Source organism: Micromonospora sp. M61 (genome assembly GCF_018070245.1).
In the GTDB taxonomy this organism is placed as follows: domain Bacteria; phylum Actinomycetota; class Actinomycetes; order Mycobacteriales; family Micromonosporaceae; genus Micromonospora; species Micromonospora zamorensis.
In genome coordinates this window covers 169,416-189,513 of record NZ_JAGPYA010000002.1, presented here as the reverse complement: position 1 = coordinate 189,513, position 20,098 = coordinate 169,416, and the positions used below count along the sequence as shown (strand labels likewise).

General features: G+C 69.9%; 21 protein-coding genes. 9 read left to right on the top strand and 12 right to left on the bottom strand.

Annotated features, from left to right (window positions below; genetic code table 11):
* The first annotated feature begins 110 nt into the window (after nucleotides 1-110).
* The 3 genes from KBX34_RS02065 to KBX34_RS02055 all read left to right on the top strand — a co-directional run bounded on the left by KBX34_RS02065 (nucleotide 111) and on the right by KBX34_RS02055 (nucleotide 4,518).
* The gene (locus tag KBX34_RS02065; protein WP_210922934.1) at nucleotides 111-2,813 is read left to right on the top strand and encodes an RICIN domain-containing protein; all 2,703 of its coding nucleotides are present in this window, start codon (nucleotides 111-113) and stop codon (nucleotides 2,811-2,813) included.
* Nucleotides 2,814-2,939: 126 nt separating this feature from the next.
* Nucleotides 2,940-3,236 carry a DUF6582 domain-containing protein gene (locus KBX34_RS02060; RefSeq protein WP_088946488.1) on the top strand — a complete coding sequence of 99 codons (297 nt, stop codon included), beginning with the start codon at nucleotides 2,940-2,942 and terminating at the stop codon, nucleotides 3,234-3,236.
* A gap of 64 nt (nucleotides 3,237-3,300) precedes the next feature.
* Complete coding sequence (locus KBX34_RS02055; RefSeq protein WP_210922932.1) at nucleotides 3,301-4,518, top strand: aromatic acid exporter family protein; 1,218 nt, start codon at nucleotides 3,301-3,303, stop codon at nucleotides 4,516-4,518.
* A gap of 51 nt (nucleotides 4,519-4,569) precedes the next feature.
* On the opposite strand, the gene KBX34_RS02050 is transcribed toward KBX34_RS02055, so the two are convergent.
* Nucleotides 4,570-4,995 carry a VOC family protein gene (locus tag KBX34_RS02050; protein WP_210922930.1) on the bottom strand — a complete coding sequence of 142 codons (426 nt, stop codon included), beginning with the start codon at nucleotides 4,993-4,995 and terminating at the stop codon, nucleotides 4,570-4,572.
* A gap of 158 nt (nucleotides 4,996-5,153) precedes the next feature.
* Between KBX34_RS02050 and KBX34_RS02045 the strand changes: the two genes are divergently transcribed.
* Nucleotides 5,154-6,989 carry a glycoside hydrolase family 15 protein gene (locus KBX34_RS02045; protein WP_307871305.1) on the top strand — a complete coding sequence of 612 codons (1,836 nt, stop codon included), beginning with the start codon at nucleotides 5,154-5,156 and terminating at the stop codon, nucleotides 6,987-6,989.
* 9 nt (nucleotides 6,990-6,998) lie between these two features.
* Here the strand turns inward: KBX34_RS02045 and KBX34_RS02040 are convergent, their stop codons facing one another.
* Nucleotides 6,999-7,814: a DUF72 domain-containing protein gene (locus KBX34_RS02040; protein ID WP_210922974.1), complete on the bottom strand. Its 816-nt coding sequence runs from the start codon at nucleotides 7,812-7,814 to the stop codon at nucleotides 6,999-7,001.
* A 117-nt stretch (nucleotides 7,815-7,931) separates the two neighbouring features.
* On the opposite strand from KBX34_RS02040, the gene KBX34_RS02035 reads away from it, so the two are divergent.
* The 3 genes from KBX34_RS02035 (at nucleotide 7,932) to KBX34_RS02025 (ending at nucleotide 10,627) form a co-directional block, all read left to right on the top strand.
* Nucleotides 7,932-8,963, top strand: coding sequence for a glycosyltransferase (locus KBX34_RS02035; RefSeq protein WP_210922926.1), 1,032 nt, complete (start codon nucleotides 7,932-7,934; stop codon nucleotides 8,961-8,963).
* Nucleotides 8,964-9,013: 50 nt separating this feature from the next.
* Nucleotides 9,014-9,763, top strand: coding sequence for a Clp protease N-terminal domain-containing protein (locus tag KBX34_RS02030; RefSeq protein WP_210922921.1), 750 nt, complete (start codon nucleotides 9,014-9,016; stop codon nucleotides 9,761-9,763).
* 402 nt (nucleotides 9,764-10,165) lie between these two features.
* Entirely contained in the window at nucleotides 10,166-10,627 is a 462-nt protein-coding gene (locus tag KBX34_RS02025) for a hypothetical protein (RefSeq protein ID WP_210922919.1), read from the top strand.
* Nucleotides 10,628-10,637: 10 nt separating this feature from the next.
* Here the strand turns inward: KBX34_RS02025 and KBX34_RS02020 are convergent, their stop codons facing one another.
* The 4 genes from KBX34_RS02020 to KBX34_RS02005 all read right to left on the bottom strand — a co-directional run bounded on the left by KBX34_RS02020 (nucleotide 10,638) and on the right by KBX34_RS02005 (nucleotide 12,194).
* Complete coding sequence (locus KBX34_RS02020; RefSeq protein WP_088946497.1) at nucleotides 10,638-11,156, bottom strand: hypothetical protein; 519 nt, start codon at nucleotides 11,154-11,156, stop codon at nucleotides 10,638-10,640.
* A gap of 107 nt (nucleotides 11,157-11,263) precedes the next feature.
* Nucleotides 11,264-11,683, bottom strand: a complete 420-nt coding sequence (locus tag KBX34_RS02015) for a PIN domain nuclease (protein ID WP_210922917.1) — start codon at nucleotides 11,681-11,683, stop codon at nucleotides 11,264-11,266.
* Nucleotides 11,683-11,937 carry a type II toxin-antitoxin system VapB family antitoxin gene (locus tag KBX34_RS02010; protein ID WP_210922916.1) on the bottom strand — a complete coding sequence of 85 codons (255 nt, stop codon included), beginning with the start codon at nucleotides 11,935-11,937 and terminating at the stop codon, nucleotides 11,683-11,685. Before KBX34_RS02010 ends, KBX34_RS02015 begins: the two co-directional genes overlap by 1 nt.
* A gap of 62 nt (nucleotides 11,938-11,999) precedes the next feature.
* The gene (locus KBX34_RS02005) at nucleotides 12,000-12,194 is read right to left on the bottom strand and encodes a DNA repair protein (protein ID WP_210922914.1); all 195 of its coding nucleotides are present in this window, start codon (nucleotides 12,192-12,194) and stop codon (nucleotides 12,000-12,002) included.
* Between the two features lie 171 nt (nucleotides 12,195-12,365).
* On the opposite strand from KBX34_RS02005, the gene KBX34_RS02000 reads away from it, so the two are divergent.
* Nucleotides 12,366-13,028, top strand: a complete 663-nt coding sequence (locus KBX34_RS02000; RefSeq protein ID WP_210922912.1) for a GNAT family N-acetyltransferase — start codon at nucleotides 12,366-12,368, stop codon at nucleotides 13,026-13,028.
* 220 nt (nucleotides 13,029-13,248) lie between these two features.
* Here the strand turns inward: KBX34_RS02000 and KBX34_RS01995 are convergent, their stop codons facing one another.
* The 4 genes from KBX34_RS01995 to KBX34_RS01980 all read right to left on the bottom strand — a co-directional run bounded on the left by KBX34_RS01995 (nucleotide 13,249) and on the right by KBX34_RS01980 (nucleotide 16,589).
* Entirely contained in the window at nucleotides 13,249-13,947 is a 699-nt protein-coding gene (locus tag KBX34_RS01995) for a TetR family transcriptional regulator (protein WP_210922910.1), read from the bottom strand.
* Nucleotides 13,910-14,404 (bottom strand): thiol-disulfide oxidoreductase DCC family protein, encoded by a 495-nt coding sequence (locus KBX34_RS01990; RefSeq protein WP_210922908.1) that lies wholly within the window; start codon nucleotides 14,402-14,404, stop codon nucleotides 13,910-13,912. The genes KBX34_RS01995 and KBX34_RS01990 overlap by 38 nt, the downstream gene beginning before the upstream one ends.
* Nucleotides 14,401-15,000, bottom strand: coding sequence for a hypothetical protein (locus KBX34_RS01985; RefSeq protein ID WP_247671330.1), 600 nt, complete (start codon nucleotides 14,998-15,000; stop codon nucleotides 14,401-14,403). The genes KBX34_RS01990 and KBX34_RS01985 overlap by 4 nt, the downstream gene beginning before the upstream one ends.
* A gap of 134 nt (nucleotides 15,001-15,134) precedes the next feature.
* The gene (locus KBX34_RS01980) at nucleotides 15,135-16,589 is read right to left on the bottom strand and encodes a glycoside hydrolase family 3 N-terminal domain-containing protein (RefSeq protein ID WP_210792088.1); all 1,455 of its coding nucleotides are present in this window, start codon (nucleotides 16,587-16,589) and stop codon (nucleotides 15,135-15,137) included.
* Nucleotides 16,590-16,757: 168 nt separating this feature from the next.
* Here KBX34_RS01980 and KBX34_RS01975 point away from each other — a divergent pair, with 168 nt between their 5' ends.
* Nucleotides 16,758-17,933, top strand: a complete 1,176-nt coding sequence (locus KBX34_RS01975; RefSeq protein ID WP_210922907.1) for an ROK family transcriptional regulator — start codon at nucleotides 16,758-16,760, stop codon at nucleotides 17,931-17,933.
* Nucleotides 17,934-18,054: 121 nt separating this feature from the next.
* On the opposite strand, the gene KBX34_RS01970 is transcribed toward KBX34_RS01975, so the two are convergent.
* Nucleotides 18,055-19,068, bottom strand: a complete 1,014-nt coding sequence (locus KBX34_RS01970) for an ABC transporter permease subunit (protein WP_210922906.1) — start codon at nucleotides 19,066-19,068, stop codon at nucleotides 18,055-18,057.
* Nucleotides 19,065-20,066 (bottom strand): ABC transporter ATP-binding protein, encoded by a 1,002-nt coding sequence (locus tag KBX34_RS01965; RefSeq protein ID WP_210922905.1) that lies wholly within the window; start codon nucleotides 20,064-20,066, stop codon nucleotides 19,065-19,067. The genes KBX34_RS01970 and KBX34_RS01965 overlap by 4 nt, the downstream gene beginning before the upstream one ends.
* Nucleotides 20,067-20,098 lie beyond the last annotated feature (32 nt).

Below are 20,098 nucleotides of genomic sequence, written 5' to 3'. Positions count from 1 at the left end.
GCGGTCGGGCGACAGACGTCCCCGCCGGTCCTCAGTGGCGTCGCTGTTTCCGTACTCGTCGCTCGATACGCAGGCAGGTCCATGTCGACGGCAATGGAAAGGAACAGCACGTGAAGTCAACCGCATCCACCGCTCGAACGTCCCTGCTGGCGGTCGCGGCGCTCGTCGCCGCGACGCTGCCGGCCGTGCTCACCCAACAGATGCCGGCCTCGGCCGCAGTCCAGGCGACCTACTATGTCGCCCCGGACGGAAATGACACCAATCCGGGGACCATCCAATCGCCGTTCAAGAGTCTGGAACGCGCACGGGACGTCGTCCGTACGGTGAATGCGAGCATGACCGGCGACATCAACGTGTATCTCCGCGGTGGCAGTTATCCGATCAGCAGCACTGTCGAATTCGGTGCCGGTGACTCCGGCACCAACGGATACCGGGTCATCTACGGCGCCTATCCCAACGAGAAGCCGGTTCTCGACGGGGGTGTTCAGGTGACCGGGTGGACCCAGCACAGCGGCAACATCTGGAAGGCCCCGCTCGACCGCTCCAACAAGCTGCGGGCGCTCTACGTCAACGACAAGCGCGCGTACATGGCGTCGAAGACGATCAGCTCGGCGGGCTGTTACGGGACGTACAACATCACGGCCAACCAGGCCGCGTGGGCCTGGGAGTCGGGGTCGCAGTGCGACGGCGCCAAATACAGCCTGAACGATTTCCCGGCCATCGCTCGCAACCAGGACGACATCGAGATCGAGACGGGCACGACCTGGACCACGGCCATCGTGGGCGTCCGTCAGGTGACCACGAGTTCCGACGGCGCGAACCGGGTGGCCCTCTTCCAGCAGCCGGGCGCTGCCATCGCCCAGGGCGCGTTCAACGGCAACGCCCAGGTGGGCGGCACCCACAAGCTCATGAACGCCTACGAGTTCCTGGACGCGCCCGGTGAGTTCTACTTCGACAAGGGCACCCGGACGGTCTATTACTACAAGGCCAGTGCCGACAACATGTCGACCGCGACGGTCTACGCGCCGAACAACGTCACCAACCTGCTGCGGGTCGCCGGCACCTCGACCAGCAGCCACGCGCGCAACATCACGTTCTCCGGGCTGACGGTGCAGCACTCCGACTGGAACCTGTTCAACGTCGCCGGCGCGTCGTTCAAGCAGGCGCAGCAGGGCAACCTCGGTGCCCAGGTGTACGCGAAGGGCAACTTCCACGTCTACCACTACCGGAACGTGGATGTGACGCCCGGCATCATCCAGATCCAGAACGCGGACGGGATCCTCCTGCAACGCAACCGGATCCAGCACACCGGCGCCGACGGGATCAACATGATCAACGACGTGCAGGGCACGCAGTTGATCGGCAACCACACGAACGACATCGCCGGGTCCGCCATCACCGTGGGCCATCCGCAGCACGTCTACATCGGAGACGGCACCTCGACCAACCGGGAGAAATACTCCGCGCAGGTCGAAGGGCTGCCGAAGAACATCGACATCAAGAACAACTATCTGTACGACAGTGCCGTGCTGTTCAACGGGCACAGCCCCATCTCGGCGTATTTCGCCGACACCCTGACCATCCAGCGCAACCGGATCGAGAAGACCCCATGGTCCGGCATCACGCTCGGCTGGGGCTGGTGGAACTTCGACGGATCGTCGGGCTCGATCGTGCCGAACCGACCGACCACGACGGCGAGAAACAACACCATCAGCTACAACCACATCATCGACACGGTGCAGCGGCTGAGTGACACGGCGCCGATCTACACATTGGGCAGTCAGCCGGGAACCACCATCACCAACAACTATCTCCAGGGCGTCCCGTCGGGTCACAAGTATGGGCTGCACCCGGACGAGGGGTCGGCGTTCATCACGTTCCGCGACAACGTGCTGAGTATCGACAAGAACGTCACCTGGATGATCAACTCAGACGACTTCGGGCGTAAGCACGATCTGAGCATCACGCAGATCTACGGCCCGATCAACAAGGTCTCGAACAAGAGTCTGCCGAACAGCACGATCGGCGACATCCTCGTCTCCTCCGACTATGTCTGGCCGGCGGCGGCCTACAACATCGCCGCGAGCTCCGGCCTTGAGGACGCGTACCGGGACATCATTCCGGCGAGCACCTTCTCCGCACCGAACTACGTGCTGCCGGCCAGCACGTTCGTCGCCAGCGCCACGGCGTCGATCCCGATCCGGAGCATCGGCGACGCCACCAGGTCGGTGTGGTTGGCCCCGTCCGGCACGACCACCTTCACCGCCGGCGCGACGATGACCAGGGCAGCCGGCACCGCCACGTCCATCGCCGTGCCGGCCACCCAGGGCGAGTACCGGCTCTACGTCGTCGACGCACAGGGCAACCGGTCGACCGAGTCGACATCCATTGTCCGGCAGCAGCAGGGCGGGGGCAGCGGTACGGGCAACGGACAGCTCGTGGGTGGCCAGTCCGGCCGCTGTGTCGAGGTGCCCAACGCCTCGACCACCAACGGCACCCAGACGCAACTCTGGGACTGCTCCACCGGCACCAACCAACGCTGGACCCACACCTCCAGCAAGCAGCTGACCGTCTACGGCAACAAGTGCCTGGACGCCTCCGGGGCCGGCACGGCCAACGGCACGGCGGTCATCATCTGGGACTGCCACGGCGGGCTCAACCAGCAGTGGAACGTCAACACCAACGGCACCGTGACGAACGCCCAGTCCGGGCTCTGCCTCGACGCCTTCGGCGCCGCCACCGCCAACGGCACGAAGCTCATCCTCTGGTCCTGCAACGGGGGCACGAACCAGCAGTGGACGCTGCGTAGCTGACCGACCGGACCGCGGGGCCAGGCCGACACGGGCCTGGCCCCCGGCTACTTGAACCTTCCTTGAAGCGGGGAGCTTCTCGCCGGTGAGCGGAGGTGCTGCCGGACAACGAGTGGGTAATGGTGGGTGATGACCTCAACCTGGAAACCCCACGAGAAGCACGGTGGCCTGTCGAGCAAGGACAAGCGCGAGCTGCCGGAGACCGTCTTCGCGTTCCCCAAGGAGCGCAAGGAACCCATGACCGACGCCGGTCACGTCCGTAACGCCATCGCACGCTTCGACCAGGTGCAGGGCGTCACCGACGCGGACCGGGACCTGGCCTTCCAGAACATCCTCGCCGCCGCCAAGCACTACGGCGTCGACGTCGCGGAGACCGACTGGCGCCAACTCGGTCGACTGCCGCACACGCCGAATCCCGCCCACTGAGGCAACCGCACGCGATATTGCGCTACCACCGGATAGGTTCGCCTTCGGCGGGTAAGCGGCGCGAATGCCCGCGAATCAGGAGCCGGCAGCCCACTCCGACCCAGCATCGGGTGAGGCGTCCCGGACCGACCGGACGGTGGCCGGCCTGCGCGCGCGGCTACGACACGCGGTAAAGGCCCGCGTCTGGCGGTTCCGCCTCTTCGGGCTGCTCGCCGTGCAGGCCGGCGTCGCGGCGACGCTCGCCTGGTTCGTGGGAGCCCAGTTCCTGGACAACCCCTCCCCGGTCCTCGCGCCCACCACCGCGGTCGGCATCGTGGCCGCCTCGATGGGCACACGCCTGCGGCGCACCGTCGAGCTGCTGGTCGGGGTGGTCCTGGGCCTCGCTGTCGGCGACGCACTCATGTCGATGTTCGGCATCGGGCCCTGGCAGACCGGTCTGGTCGTGGTGCTGGCGATCATCGTCGCCGTGCTGCTCAAGGGCGGCGGATCCCTGCTCACCCAGGCCGGCGGCACCGCGGTGCTCATCGCCACCCTGGAACCGCCCGTTCGTGAGCTGTCCGTTCCCCGCTTCGTCGACTCCGCAGTCGGCGGGCTCATCGGTCTGGCGGTCGGCCTGCTGTTGGTGCCCATCCACCCGCAGCGGACGGTGCAGCGGCTGGCCGAGCCGATCCTCGACCCGACCATCGCCGCCCTGCACAACCTGGCCGCGGCGCTGCGTCGTCGGGACCTTGTCAGCGCCGAGCAGAGTCTGACCGGTCTGCGGATCCTTGGATCACGGATGACCGCGCTGGACGAGGGGCTCGGGGCGGCCCAGGAAGTGGTGCGACTGGCACCACTACGGTGGCGCCAACGCAAGATTCTGGCCCAATACACCCGGTCCATCCACCATCTCGAACGCAGCCTGTACGGCTGTCGGGCCGTCGCGAGGAGACTCACCAAGGCTCTCCGGGACGATGAGCCGATACCGGATGAGTTCGCGGCGGCCATCGACCTGCTGGCCACCAGCGTGCAGACACTGAGACGCACCACCACCCCCGAGCGGGCGGACCCCCAGGAAGGGCGCCGGCAGATCATCACCGCTGTCGAGCTGGTCGAAAAGGCACAGGGAGAGGCTGCCGCGGATCCCACCCGCCCGCACACCCACCGGTTGGGCTACTCCGGAATGATCGCCGCGGGTGAGTTCCGCACCGCCAGCCAGGACCTGCTCATCGCCAGCGGGTTGGACACCGAGGAGGCGGGAGCGCTGGTGCGGCGGACGTCGGGTCGGGACGAGTGGGACTGAGCGGGTGGCCCTGCGGCGGGCACCGCCGCCGCGTCGGGAAAGCCGACCGCGTCAGGTTGCCTTCAGCGACGCGAGGACGTCGAGGTAATGCGGGTTCCTCATGACGCCCAGCACGTTGCCGAACGGGTCGACCACCGCTGCCGTGATGAACCCCTCGTCGCCGTGCGGAGTGATCGGTTGGTACTCCGTGGCCCCCAGCGCCAGGAGTCGCTCGACGGTGGCGTCGAGGTCGTCGACGCACCAGTGCATGACCGCGCCGCCGGGCCCCGTCGCGGCCCCGGACGGCGCGTACCTGCGGTCGATGATGCCCAACTCGGCCTGGTAGTCGCCGATGCGGAACTCGGTGTAGGCCGGGCGCCCGTCGGGCCCCGGGCGCATGAAGTACGCCTCGACCCCGAGGAAGTTCGCGTACCAGGCGGTTGCCGCCTCCACGTCGTCGGCCCAGATGTTGAGTGTGGCGAATCCTCGCAGGCTCATCAGGTGTCCCTTCGTCGATGTCGTCGATAGGGACGCTATCGGCGATTGCGGAAGTTTTGCTTCCGCAATTACCAGCGGGTTCGGAGGAGTCCGCGTGTAGCCCGCAACTTCCCCGGGTAGTCGCCGCCGTTGCCATCACGAGCGGCGGGGGACCCAACGTGGAAGCGACGTATCCGGCGATCGAGGCGCACGGTCTGATCGGTGACCTGCAGACCGCCGCGCTGATCAGCGCGGACGGCGCGGTCGACTGGTTCTGTGCGCCCCGTTTCGACTCACCGAGCGTCTTCGCTGCGCTGCTCGACCATGACAAGGGCGGCCACTTCCGGCTCACGCCCGACGGCATCGACTACACGAGCAAGCAGCTGTACCTACCCGGTACGCCGATCCTGATCACCCGCTTCCACAGCGCCGACGGCGTGGGGGAGTTGTTGGACTTCATGCCCGTCACCGGCGAACGCGCCACCGACCAGCACCGGTTGATCCGGCTGGTGCGGATGGTCCGGGGGAGCATGCGGTTCCGCTTCGACTGCCGTCCACGGTTCAACTACGGGCGTGACCCGTACGAGCTTGAGGTGCACCCCGAGGGCGACGTTTTCCGGAGCCCGACTCTGACCCTCACCCTCGCCGCGTTCAAGGACTCGGAACGGACATTCGACGCGAGTGGGATCCGGCGGGACGCGGACGGCGTGTCCGCGTCGTTCACCCTGCACGCGGGTGACATCGGCGGGGTCGTCCTGGAGACGGCCTGCCCGCACGCGCCCCGCGCGATGAGCACCGAGGAGGCGTGCGACCTGCTCGCCGAGACCCGCGACTACTGGCGGCGGTGGGTGGGCGGCTCCCGCTACAAGGGCCGCTGGAGGGAGGTGGTCGAGCGGTCGGCGATGACGCTCAAACTGATGACGTACGCGCCGACCGGCGCCCTGGTCGCCGCACCGACCGCCGGGTTGCCGGAACAGATCGGCGGGCAGCGGAACTGGGACTACCGCTACACCTGGGTCCGGGACGCGTCCTTCTCCGTGCACGCGCTGCTGCGGCTGGGCTTCACCGACGAGGCCCAGAAGTATCTGCTCTGGCTGAACGAGCGCATCCGCGAGGCCCGGGACGGCGGCCTGCCCCTTCAGGTGATGTACCGGATCGACGGCTCACCGGACCTCAACGAGGAGGTGTTGGGTCACCTGGAGGGATACCGGGGCTCTTCTCCGGTGCGGATCGGAAACGGCGCGGCCGGCCAACTGCAACTCGACATCTACGGCGAGGCGCTCCTCTCGTTGGAACTCGCGGACCGGAACGGGCTGATCCCGCCGTACGAGGGGTGGCAGAAGACGGCGGCTCTGGTGGACTGGCTCTGCGAGCACTGGGACCAGCCCGAGGACGGCATCTGGGAGACCCGGTCCGGCCGGCAGGACTTCACCTACGGGCGGGTGCTGTCCTGGGTCGCACTCGACCGTGCGATCCGCATCGCGCACCGCCGAGGGCGCCCAGGCGACACCGCCCGGTGGGCAACCGAACGGGACGCCATCTACCAGCAGGTCATGACCCGCGGGTTCAACCAGGAGCGTCGCGCGTTCGTGCAGCACTACGGGTCCGACATCCTGGACGCCTCGCTCCTGGCGATGCCCGGGCTGAACATCATCTCGCCGACCGACCCGATGTGGGAGTCGACGCTGCGGGCGATGGACGCCGAACTCGCCTCCGACAGCCTGGTCTACCGCTACGACCCGAAGGCCTCCCCGGACGGCCTCGCCGGCACCGAGGGCACCTTCAACATGTGCACCTTCTGGTACGTGCAGGCGCTCGCCCAGGCCGGTCGGCTCGACGACGCCCGGTTGACCTTCGAGAAGATGCTCACCTACGCCAGCCCGCTGGGTCTCTACTCCGAGGAGATCGCCCCGACCGGTGAGCAGATCGGCAACTTCCCGCAGGCGTTCAGCCATCTCTCGCTGATCAGCACCGCTGCCCACCTCGACGACCTGCTCGACAAGGAGCAGTGCTGACCCGCCCGGTCAGAACAGCGTCAGCGGCTCGACCGGGATCGGCTCGGGCAGCGGGTCCAGCTCGGGTACGCGTGCGCGTACCTCGTCGTGGAACCGGCGGGCGAGCACGGGCGCCTCGGCGTTGTCCGGGGTGTGGACGAACATCGTCGGTGAGCGACCCTCCCGCAGCCAGGCCACTGTGACGTCGACCCAGCGTCGCCACCCCTCGACGGTACGCGTGGAGTCGTCGCGGCCGAGGTAGCGGACGACCGGCCGGTCCGTCAGCGCCCGCGACCGCAGCGGCACCCGGGGCTTCTTTGTCCAGGCGTCCCGCTCCGCGTCGCTGGTCGGTGGGCTCGAGAAGAAGGCGGTCGTGTCGAAGGGGATCCATTCGGCGGATGCGGCGGTGAGGGTCGCCTCCAGCAGTCGGGTCGCGCGGTCGTCGGTGAAGAACGCGGGGTGGCGCACCTCCACCGCGTACCGGTGTGATCGGGGGAGTTGGGCCAGGAAGCGGGTCAGGGTCGCAACGTCGGCGGGACCGAACGAGCCGGGCAACTGGATCCAGAGAGCGTGGGCACGCGGGCCGAGCGGCTCGATCGCGTCCAGGAAGGCGCGCAACGGCTCGCCGACGTCGGTGAGCCGACGTTCGTGCGTGATGACCTTCGGAAGCTTGAGGACGAACCGGAATTCGGGTTCGGTCTGCGCGGCCCACGACTCCACGGTGTCCCGGGCCGGGGTCGCGTAGAACGTCGTGTTGCCCTCAACGGCGTCGCACCAGCTGCCGTAGTGCCGCAGGCGCTCCGCGGAGGGCAGCCGGTGACCCGGCCACGACCGGTGGCTCCACATCGCGCACCCCACGTGCAGACGCATGACCGCCCTTTCCGCCAGTGAACCGCGCCCTGACCGCAGCCACCGTATATGCGCCACCAGACGCGACCCGAGCGACGGGTAGCGTCCGGCGCCATGCGTGTGCTGTTCGCCAGTCTTGCGTCCGTCGGTCACACCTATCCGCTGATCCCACTGGCGATTGCCGCCCGGGACGCCGGTCACGAGGTGCACTTCGCCGCCGGCCCGGCGGTGCACGCGCCGCTGGCCGCGAACGGCCTGCGGCCGTTCCGCCCAGGCGACGCCTTCTACGAGGTGTACGCCGAGGATCTCGAACCGGAGCTGGCGCGGCTGAGGCCCGACCTGGTGGTGCACGAGTGGGGGCTGCCGGGGGCGGCCGTCGCCGCTCATCGGGCCGGCATCCCGGGCCTCTGGCACGGCTTCGGTCGGATGTTCCCCGACGGCATCGGCCTCGACCTTCCGACCCGCAACACCGAGGTCGTCGGCCGACCGCACCTCGACATCTGCCCGCCTTCGCTCCAGGACGCGAGCTTCCTCGCCACCGAACGTCGGATCGAGCTGCGACCGGTCCCGTTCTCGACACCGACCCCGCTACCGGCGTGGGTGAGCCGTCGGACGTCCCGGCCGCTGATCTACCTGACCCTCGGTACGGCGTTCGGCACACCGGAGCTGCTCCGCACCGTCATCGCCGGCCTGGCGACGCTGGACGCGCAGGTGGTCGTCGCGGCGGGCCGGGTGCCTCCGGAGCAGCTTGGCGACCTGCCCGACCACGTCACCGTGCATCCCTGGGTGTCGCAGGCGGAGTTGCTGCCGCTCGTCGACGTGGTGGTGCACCACGGGGGCAGCGGCACCATCCTCGGTGCGCTCGCGGCTGGCGTACCGCAGGTGCTGTTGCCGCAGGGTGCCGACCAGTTCGCCAACGCCGACGCCCTCGACGCCGCCGGTGTCGCCGTGCGGCTGCTTCCCGAGGAGGTGAACGCGGACGCCGTCGCCGAGCGGACGCACCGTCTGCTGCCGCAGCACGGCAACGCCGAGCACCGCGACGCGGCCCGGGTGGTCGCCGAGGAGATCGCCCGCATGCCGTCGCCGGCGACGGTGGCCGAGCGACTACCGGAGTACGCCGGCTGGGAGCGTGAGCGCAGGAACTAGATCGTCAACTCAGGGTTGACGATGAGGCTGCGTCAACCTATGGTTGACGCATGACGGAACCTACCCAGATGAGCAGTCGGGTCAAGCTCGACGACCTGATCCAGGCGATCAAGACGGCACACACCGACGCGCTCGACCAGCTCACCGACGCGGTCATCGCCGCCGACCACCTCGGCGAGATCGCCGACCACCTGATCGGTCACTTCGTCGACCAGGCTCGGCGCTCGGGCGCCTCCTGGACCGACATCGGCCGCAGCATGGGAGTCAGCAAGCAGGCGGCCCAGAAGCGCTTCGTGTCGAAGGCGACCGACGGGTCGCCGCTCGACCCGAACGACGGCTTCGGCCGGTTCACCCCCCGGGCCCGCAACGTGGTGATCGCCTCGCAGGAGGAGGCCCGGGCCAGCGGAAACGCCGAGATCGGGCCCGAGCACCTGGTGCTGGGTCTGCTGGCGGAGCCGGATGGGCTGGCCGCCAGGGTGATGGCCGGTCGGGGCGCGACCCCCGAGGCGGTGCGGGAGACCGTCGGCGCGGCCCTGCCGCCGCGGGTCGACCAGGTCCCGGACCTCATCCCGTACGACGCGCGCGGCAAGAAGGCGTTGGAGCTGACCTTCCGGGAGGCGCTGCGCCTCGGGCACAACTACATCGGCACCGAGCACATCCTGCTCGCCCTGCTGGAGCAGGAGGACGGCACTGGTGTGCTCACCAACCTCGGCCTGACGAAGCCGTCGGTGGAGGCCGACCTCGCGACTGCCCTCGCCGCGGTGGTCAAGGCCGCCTCCACGGGTGGCGACGCACAGTAACGGCACCAGGACCACCATCCCCGCGCCGTCCCGCGAGTGTGAATGTCCTCGCTGGGGCGGCGCGGCGTCTCCCTCGTCTCAGGCGGCGTACGACGTAGTGCCGGCGTGGGATCGCTTGCCGACGGCGGGATCCGGGTTGTAAGTCCGGAAGGTTGTATATGCCGTCACGGGTCCGCGCATCGAGCGGCCCTCACCTAGCCTCGGGTGGCCATGCGCACATCAACGTATGGGCATTCGTGAACGGGGGACCGAATTGAGAAATTCCTCAGTCAGTTTGTGCGGCGTGCTGCGGCGGCTGCCGTCGTGCTGACCGTGGCGGGCCGAATGTTCGCCGCGCCAGCGCATGCCGACCCACCGACTCCGGCTGGGCGAGAACTGCTGACCAGAGCAAGGGTCCGGGCGGTGGGCGTCCTGGTGACGCTCGCCGCCTTGGCGGGGCTGACCGCCTGCTCCCCAGCGGACAAGCCGGTGATTGCACTACGTGTGGTTGACGGGCAACCGGCTCTGGTCCTGGCGGAGTGTGCCGATTTCACTGCGGACCGGATAAGCGTCTTTACCATTGGCGTCACGCCAGCCGCGAGTTGGACCATCGACCGTGACAGCGGCAGCGAGGTGACGAGTTTGACCCTTCTCGAGACTCCGCCGGATTGGCACCCGGCTGAGCAGACGCTCGTAGCCTTCGATCCGAACATCGAATACTCGGTTGCCGCCTACGGGGATCCGCGCAACGCCGTTCCCGTCCGGTTCACGTTGGCCGAGGTGACCGGGCTCGGGCCGGAGAAGGTTCTGGTTGGTGGGTCGGCCGGCAAACGGAAGGCGGTCACCGAGACCGCCTTCCGTGATCGGGCGAAGAAGGCCTGCTGACGCCGTTGGGTCAGGAGACGTCGGGGAAGCCGTAGCGCAGGGCGTGCTCCGGGTCGGCAGGGTCGATCTGGCGCACGCCCGCGTCCGCGAGGCGCTTGTTGACCTCGTCGAGCTGCTCGCGAACCAGTCGAGCCTCATCCTCGGTGACCCGTCCCCGGTGCGGCTTGCCGGCGTGCTCCAGCGTGCCGTAGTCGATCTTCTCGGTGCTCTTGCGGGCCTTGGGCGGGCGGACCCGCTCAGCGGTCTTCAACAACTGCGCCATCGGCACGTCGGTGGCCATCGCGTCGAACTCACTGGCGGTCAACACCACCCGGCGGGGCTCGCCGCCGCCGTGCCGGTCGTGGATCTCCACCACCGCCACGTCCAGGGCGGCGTCGTCGAGGTTCTCCACCTCGGTCGGGGTGGCGTCCAACTGCACGGGCCCGGCGACCAGGTCCGGGTGCTCCAGCACGACGACGCGGACCACCTCGTCGTCCTGCTGTAGAACCGTGCCGCTGAAGTCGGAGACGTGGATCGTCTTCTTGCCCATGCGCGGAGCTTCTCCTGTCGTTGGCCGGATGGCGGACCACAAGAAATTACCCGACAGGTGTGCGAAAGCCCTCGCTGGACCTCCCCGGTGTGTCGCCCCCGATAAGGTCAGAGGCTGCCTTTTGGTGCCACCCACTCGCTGGGCTGGCCGGTGACCGCGCTGATGCGGTCGTAGTCGGCGTCGTAGTGCAGAACGGTCGCGCCGTGCTCTTCGGCTGTGGCCGCGATGATCAGATCGGGCAGCCGAAAGTTACGGTGCTGGCTGTCAGCCGCGAGTAGGCGATGGACCGCCATGGCGCGGTCCATCGCCGCCGTCGACACATCCATCCAGCGACCGCCGCGTAGTGCCTGCCAGAGGATCTCGTACCCCTTTGGGTGCGGCGCGTTGTTGAGGTATTCCAGGCTGGTCATGTGGCAGGCTGCCAGCCGTCCCTCGCCCAGCAGCGTCTCGAAACGCCGCCGGACGGACGCGTGGCGGCCCTGCAGAACATAGACCGAGGTGTCCGCGAGGTAGATCCGACCGGCCATCAGGCTGCCTCGGCATCGCGCGCCCGCTCGGCGAGCGTGTCCAGGTCGCGGCCACCGCCGTAGCGCCAGCCGTCGACGGACCCGGAGAAGTCCATCTCCACCTGGTCGAACGCGGCGACGATCTCGCGGGCCTGTCGGCGTACGGCGAACGCGTGCAGTGCGGCGTTGATGGTGGCCACCTTGGTGTCGGTGCCCAACACATCCCTCGCGGCATCCAACCACTCGTCGTTCACGTCCACGGTGATGCGAGTCATGACGCAGATCGTACACCAGATTTTGTGCTGAGGACGCACCAAGAAACGCGGAAGTTGGTGTGTCAGTGGCTGTTCAGGCGGTGCCTGCCGGAGCTGCCGACGGACAGCTTGTTCAGCCTGGACCAGGAGAGGGTGCCGCGGCCGACCGCCCGGGGGTTCCGGTAGCGCGGCTGGGGCGGGACGCCGCCGACGCTCTCCGCTGCCTGCCAGAGTCGCTCGGGGTCCTGCTGGTACTGGTCGTTCGGCTGAATCGGCATGCGCCTACCGTCCCAAATAAAGGTGTCCAGGTATGGAAATACATATGACGGTCGATAGGTGAGGTTGGTTCCCCGGCACTCGGCCGGCTCCGGCCCTGACGGTTCGTCCGCCCGGCCCGGCCGCCCGGCGTACGGTGATCCACGACGGCCGGGGTGACGGGGGAGGTCTGCATGCTCGACCGGCGGCTCCAGCTGCACCTGGCCACCTGGCTCGGCCAGTGGCCGGCCGGGCCGGGGCTGCACGTGGTCGCCTCGCATCGGCGGGCCAGGCCGGCCTGGGACGGCGGACTGCGCCCCGCGCTCGCCGTGGACACCGGGCGGAGCGCAGTGCTCTCCGTGGCACCGGATCGGGTGGCGGCGATCCGCTCGCTGGTCCGGCGTACACCGGATCGGCTGCTCGCCGCGCTGCCGGAGGCCGTCGGGCTGCCCGACTGGTGCGTGCACGACGGCCCCTTCCGGTGGAGCGTGGCCCCCGCGCCGCTTCCCGACGTGGGGGAGTGGACCGAGCCGACGGCTCCCGGATTGCCGCCCTGGCTGCGGCTCTTCGACCGGCGGGTGCTGGTGGTCCGTGACCCGGACGGCAGCTACCTGGCCGGTGCCGGGATCAAACGGCATGACGCGTACGGGCACGAGTTGGCCATCGGCACCGCGCCTGCTGCCCGGGGTCGCGGCCTCGCCCGCCGGCTCGTGGCGCAGGCGGCGCGGCGGGTCCTCGACGAGGGGGCGGTGCCGACGTACCTGCACGAGCGGGACAATCAGGCCTCCGCCCGGGTCGCTGACGCGGCCGGTTTCCCGGACCGGGGCTGGCGCGCCTACGGGGTCTATCCGCGCTGAGCTCACAACGGGCGCGGACCGTGGACCCCGGGCCGGATCCACGGTCCGCAACCTCCCCCCAGGCCCCGGTTCCGGGTGTGCCGGTCGTGCTCTGCACGGGCCGGGACATGTCGATCACGCTACGTATCGATCAGGCGCTCGGCAAGGGGCGAGCTGTCGGTTCGGAGTGTCGAAAAGCGGACTTGACCTGCTTCTTCACGGTCGAGCGGTGCCAGCCGGCTCAGTGACGGAGCGTGCGAATCAGCTCGATCACCTGTCGGGTCACCGGCCGCAGGACCCGGAGCCGGGACAGCGCCACGAGCCGGTCGACCAGTGGTACGGCTCCGTCGATCAGCTGGCGGGTCTTGGTCTGGCCCGGCGATCGGTCGTGCACCCAGTAGAGGATCACGCCCATGTACGCGAGCCAGAGCAGCTCGGGCAGCTGTGGGCGCAGCTCGGCGTCGACCTTGGCCGTCGAGCCCGTCAACACCTCGCCGAAGAGGTCGATGGCCGCCTCTCGGTGGCTGGAGGACTCCGCCGAGAAGGGGCTCAACGGGGAGGTGGGTTCCGCCGCCGTCTTGAAGAAGGTCGCCGCGAATTCGTGCGAGGGCGTCAACACGTCGATCCCCGCGTGCAGCACTCCGGCGAGCCGCGGACCGAACGCCTCCTCCCGGTCGAGCACGGGCTGCGCAGCGGCCCGGTGCTCGACCTGGGACTGGGCGTAGAACTCCTGGATCAGGTGGTCCTTGGAACCGAAGTAGTAGTAGGCGTTGCCGACCGCCACGCCGGCCTCCTGCGCGATCGCCCGCATGGTGGTCTGGGCGTAGCCGCGTTCGCGGAACAGCCGCATCGCGGTGTCCCGGATCAGCTGCCGGGTCTGCTCGCCTCGGGCGGTGGCAGGGTCACCCGCAGTGGTCGTCTGCGCAGGCTGCTCGGTCATCGGGGCCACCGTATCCCGCCGTTTCGTCGATCGGCTCGGCCGACGGGTCGCGGATCCGTTCCCGGATCGCCGAGGCGGCGGCCACCGTCTGCCGGGCGAGGGGCAGCAGGGCCGGCCGGGCCAGCCGCTCGGCCATGGGCCGATGGTCGGCCAGTGCCCAGAGGCAGGCGAACCAGGCGCCGTCGCCCGCGTACACCTCGCCGGTGTCGGCGATCACGGTGAGGTCGCGCAGCGTCGCGTCGTGGTCCAGGCCGGGGAAGCGCCGCCGGGCCTCGGCGGACCCGGCCGGCACGAACTCCAGGGGTACGAGTTGGGCGCGGGACGACAACCAGCGGCGGGCGGCCCGGCAGAGCGGGCAGGCCGCATCGAACAGGACGGTGAACCCCCGCACCCCACCGCCGACGTGAGCGGTGGGGTGCGGGAGCCGGCCGACGCCATCGGTCGGGGGCATGGTCATCGGGTCGGCGGGTTGCTCGTCGGTCCGGTGCCCGGCTGCGGTCCGGCCGGCTGCGGACCGGTCGGGTGGGGTCCTGCCGGGTACGCGCCGGTCGGGTGGGGTCCTGCCGGGTACGCGCCGGTCGGGTGGGGTCCTGCCGGGTACGCGCCGACCAGCTGCGCCCCGGGTGGGGTGGACGGCATGGGGAGTCGACCGATCGGGGCCAGCGGGGGGTGGGTGGCGAGCTGGCGGAGTCGGTTCCGGCGGTAGCGTCCGAGTGCGAAGACGTTGAAGAAGTGCAGCGCGCCGAGCACCAGCAGCACCAAGCCGATCTTGAGAGACAACTCCTCCATGGCCTGGCTGGTCGATTCCACCGGGTCGGGGTGCTTCATCGCCACCGTGACGTAGCCGAGGTTGAGCAGATAGAAGCCGACCACCAGGAGACTGTTGACCGCTCGGGCGAGCCGTTCCTCGGCGAACACCTCCTCCAGGAAGACCTGCCCGTTGCGGGACAGTGCTCGAGCCACCCAGATGGTCAGGCCGACGCTGACCGCGAGGTAGATCACGTACATCCAGACCTTGATGTCCATGTGGACGCCCTTCTTGAACGTGTTCAACTACCAACGCCGTCAGCCTAGGGCATATATTGAACATGTTCAAGAAGAGGCGACCAGTGACTGTGGACACTGAGGCGGACGCTGCGGCGCGCCGACCCGGCCGGGCCTGGAGCCCGGCCGGAAGACGCCATGGCCTAGCCGGTCAGACCGAGCGCCTCGGCCGCCGCCCGACCGTTGGCGTGGCTCGCGCCGTACGTGGTGACGAAGGCGCGTACGCCCTGCGGGCGCCACTGTGCCGGCCACCCCATCTCCACCACGGTCACCGGATGCTGGGCGGCCAGGCCGGCGATCAGCTCGGGACCGCCGGGCAGCCGGTGCAGGTGCCGCCCGACCAGCACGATGGGCCGGTCCCCGGCAAGCTCGCCCAGTCTCGACGGGTCGGTCTCGGTGGCGATCACCCGCAGCTCCTGCACCCCGCTCAGGTGTGGACCGAGACCCCACGGCACCCGACCCTCGGCGATCGTCGACTCGGTGTGCAGTTGCACCACCAGTGCTCGGTCCAGGCCGTTGAGCACGCCGTCCACCCGGACCGCGCGGCGCGCTGCCGCGTACCCCAGCTCGGTGTCGCTGGCGGCCGTCGACCCGACGGCGGCCCGGGTCCAGGCGGCGAGGTCGGCGGCCCGGCCGGCTGCCTCCTCGACCCGTGCGGTCGCCAACCGGCCGTCGGTGAGGGCGTCGACGATCTCGGCGGCGACCCGCTCGACGAGCTGGGCGTCGACCTTCGCGCCGATGCAGAGCAGGTCGGCGCCGGCGGCCAGGGCCCGGACCGCGGCCGGCCCGACGCCGCCGGCAGCCACCGCGGCGCCTTTCATCTCCAGGGCGTCGGTGATGACGGTGCCGGTGAAGCCGTACTCGGCGCGGAGCAGGTCGACCAGGACGGCCCGGCTGAAGGTGGCCGGGTCGGTGCCGGTCAGTGCGGGCACCCGGATGTGCGCGGTCATCACGGCGCGGGCCCCGGCGGCGACGACCGCCGCGAACGGCGGTAGGTCCCGCTGCCGCAGCAGGGCCAGCGGGGCGTCCACGGTGGGCAGCTCGTGGTGGGAGTCGGTGACGGTGGCACCGTGCCCGGGGAAGTGCTTTGCGCAGGCGGCGACGCCGGCGGCCTGCAACCCGGTCACGGCGGCGGCCGAGTGGGCGGCCACCCGCACCGGGTCCGCCCCGAAGGACCGGGTGCCGATCACCGGGTTGTCGTCGGCGGTGTTGACGTCCACCGTCGGGGCGAGGTTGACGGTGATGCCGAGCGCGGCCAGCTCGGCGCCGATCGACTGGTAGACCCGTCGGGTGAGCGCCACGTCGCCGATCGCGCCGAGGGCGGCATTGCCGGGGTACGGGCTGCCGGTGGCGTGTGCCAGCCGGGTGACGTCGCCGCCCTCCTCGTCGATGGCGATCAGCGCGTCCGGCCGGCCGGCGCGCAGCGCGGCGGTGCTCGCCGCGACCTGCGCGGGGTCGTGCACGTTGGTGCCGAACAGGGTGTGCCCGGCCAGCCCGTCGGCCAGCAGGTCGACTGCCCAGTCCGGCGGGACGGGCCCCGGGTACGCGGCCAGCAGCGTGCCGAGCGCCAGCCGGCGCAGTCCTGGATCCAGCCCCACGTGATCTCCCCCTTCGGTGCCCGGCGGGTACGGAACGTCGTACCGGTGGGGGTGTTCGCCCTGCCGAGTCGGCCGAGCGCCCCACCTTCGGGTGGCCGTTACGCTACGGCTACCCGTTCGCAGGTCGGTTTACAGTTAGCAAAGTTTACTAAAACTAGAGGACGTGTCATGAGTGCGACCCGGCTACCCGGCACCCCCCGCCTGTTGCGGGCGCTCAACGACCGTGCCGCGCTGGAGCTGCTCCTCGAACGCGGTCCGCTGACCCGGGCCCGGCTCGGCGAGCTGACCGGGCTGTCGAAGGTCACCGCCTCCCAGCTGGTCGAGCGGCTGGAGGAACGCGGCCTCGTCGCCCGGGTCGGCGAGCAGGCCGGCGGGCGGGGGCCGAATGCCCAGCTCTACGCCGTCCGTCCGAGCAGCGCGCACGTGGTCGGCGTCGACGTCGGACCGGATCGGGTGGTTGCCGCCTGCGCCGACATCACCGGCGCGGTCATCGGGCGGGTGGAGCAGTCGACCAGGGACACCGACGACCCGGTGGGCGTCGTGCACAACGCCGTGGTGCAGGCCGCCAGCAGCGCCCAGGCGCAGCTGAGCAGCGTACGGCGGATCGTGCTCGGCACGCCGGGCCTGGTCGATCCCGGCACCGGCGACATCACCTTCGCCTTCAACCTGCCGCGCTGGCACAGCGGCCTGCTCGCCGCGCTGCGCGACGACCTGGACACCCCGGTGGTCTTCGAGAACGACGTCAACCTGGCCGCGGTGGCCGAGGCGCAGTCCGGCGCCGCTCAGGGCCTGGCGGATTTCGTGCTGGTCTGGGTGGGAGCCGGTGTCGGCCTGGCGATCATGCTGGGCGGCCGGCTGCACCACGGCAGCAGCGGCGCGGCCGGTGAGATCGGCTACCTGCCGGTGCCCGGCGCGCCCATTCCGCGCGACGTCTCCCGTCGGGCCAAGCCGGCCTTCCAGCAGTTGGTCGGCGCGGACTCGGTGCGCGCGGTGGCCCGTGAGCACGGGTACCCGGACGCCGACGCTGCCGAGGCGGTCCGCGCGGCCGTCGCGGCCGGCGCCGACGGCGGCCCGATGCTCGACGAGTTGGCCCGCCGGCTCGCGCTCGGTGTGGCCAGCACCTGCGTGGTGCTCGACCCGCCGCTGGTCGTGCTTGCCGGCGAGGTGGGTCAGGCCGGCGGCGCCGCGCTCGCCGACCGGGTGCAGCACGAGGTCGCGGCGATCACCCTGGTGCAACCTCGGGTGGTGCCGACCGGGCTGACCGACGAGCCGATCCTGCGCGGCGCGCTGCGCACCGCGCTGGACGCCGTGCGCGACGAGGTGTTCGGCTCCACCGTCGGCTGAGCCCGCTGCGGCGGTCACGTGAAGAAATATTTCACCGCCGGTCGGCCTGCTGCAAGCCCTTGCCGTCGACGCCCTGGTTTCACCGGGCCGCCCGTGCGTGGACGGACGGCCCGGCGAAACCTCAGATCAGGTCGCGTCGGCGGAACACGGCGAACGCCGCCGCGGTCACTCCGCCGGTGATGGCGAGCAGCACCAACAGCGACGGCCACCAGGTCAGCGTGTAGAAGCCCTCGCAGGTGCCAACGCTGTTGCCCGTGCAGATCCGTGGGTCGTAGAAACGCGCCTCGCCGTTCAGCCACGCGCCGATGTAGCTGGAGAGCATGAACAGGTCCGACTGCGGGGCATCGATGATCTCCAGGACCAGCCGGGCGCCCAACTCCCAGACCACCACATACGCGGCGAGCGCGCCGAGAGCCGCCGAGGTGTGCCGACCCAGCGTGGCGATCGCGAAGCCCGCCGCGGTGGTCAGCAGCACCAGCACCAGACCACGCCCGTGCAGCGCACCGAGCTCGCGCCAGAACTCACCGCTCAACTGGCTGGGCAGCCCGGCGGTCTGCCCGATCACCCAGAACGTCGCGAGGTAGGCCACCGACGCCAACAGGGCCAGGACCAGCACCGTGCCGAGCAGGGTGCCCAACTTGGCCCCGAGCACCGTCAACCGGCGTGGCCGCCAGAGCAGCAGGTTCACCACACCGCCGGAGTTCAGGTCAGCACCGATGTAGGAGGCACCGACCAGGAACCCGAACAGCACCAGGAACGCGATGAGGAAGAAGACCAGCGGCCGCGCCTGCTGGGCGAAGCTGAACACCCCCGGCAGGAAGTCGGCGGCGATCGGCAGCCGGGACTGCCGGATCGGGTCGATCTCCGAGCAGTCGGCGGGGAGGTACAACCCGCTGTCCTCCGTCGGCAGCGAGCCGCCCTGGCGGGCCAGGCACTCCTGGTACGCGGTCTCCATGCTCTGCCGAGCCTCGGTGGCCTGCGCGCGCGCCGAGTTCAGCTCACTCGCACTCGGCTTGTGGGAACCCGCGAGGGTGGTCGCCGCCGTCACCGCGAACGCAAACGCCAGCAGGACGACCATGAGTTGCACGAAGCGACGGGCGGTCAGTCGCTCCAATTCGGCACGAACCAGGTTCACGCGTCCACTCCCCGATCAAGATCGATCACCGCATCGCCCTGACCGGCGTACGGCAGCGCCGAGTCGTCGACCTGGCGGGGCACCGACGGGTGCGCACCCGTCAGCTCAAGGAAGACGCTCTCCAGATCCGGCCGCAGCGGCGTCAGCTCGCCGACCCACAGCCCCTGCTCGCCGAGCACCCGGCTGATCACCGTCGGGTCGCTCGTCCCACTCACCACCAGTGCCTCACCGTCGACGACCGCCGTCAGCTCGGCCGCGTGCAGCAGCTCAGCCGCGCGCTCCGGGTCGGCCACCCGCACCAGGAACTCGTGCCGGTCGTAGCCCGCCAGCACCTCGTCCACCCGGCCGGTCGCCACCCGACGTCCCTGCGAAATGATCGTGACGTGGTCGCAGATCAGCTGGATCTCACCCAGGATGTGACTGGACACAAGCACTGTCACCCCGCTCGCCGCCAGCGACCGCATCAGGTCCCGCATCTCCCGGATGCCCGCCGGGTCCAACCCGTTCGCCGGCTCGTCCAGGATGAGCAACCGCGGGTCCTTCAGCAGCGCGGACGCCACCGCGAGACGCTGCTTCATGCCCAGCGAGTAGCCCTTCACCCGCTCGTCGCCCCGATCGCGCAGGCCCACCAGCTCCAGCGCCTCGTCCACCCGCGAGACCGGTACGCCGCCGGCGCGGGCCAACAACCGCAGGGTGCGGTACCCGGTGAAGTTGCCGAAGAACTGCGGGCTCTCCACGATGGCACCCACCTGGCCCGCCACCCGGGGCAGCAGCTCCGGCGACGGCTCGCCCAGCACGCTCATCCGGCCGCTGTCGGCGCGCACCAGCCCGAGCAGGGCACGCAGGGTGGTGGTCTTGCCGGAACCGTTGGGGCCGAGGAAGCCGTGCACCTGGCCCGCCTCCACCAGCAGGTCGAACCCGTCCACCGCCACCCGCCGGCCGTTGCGCATGCTGTGGAAGGTCTTGCGCAGACCCTCGATCTCGATGACCGCGCTCATCCGCGCGGCTCCGTACCTCGACGGGGCATGGA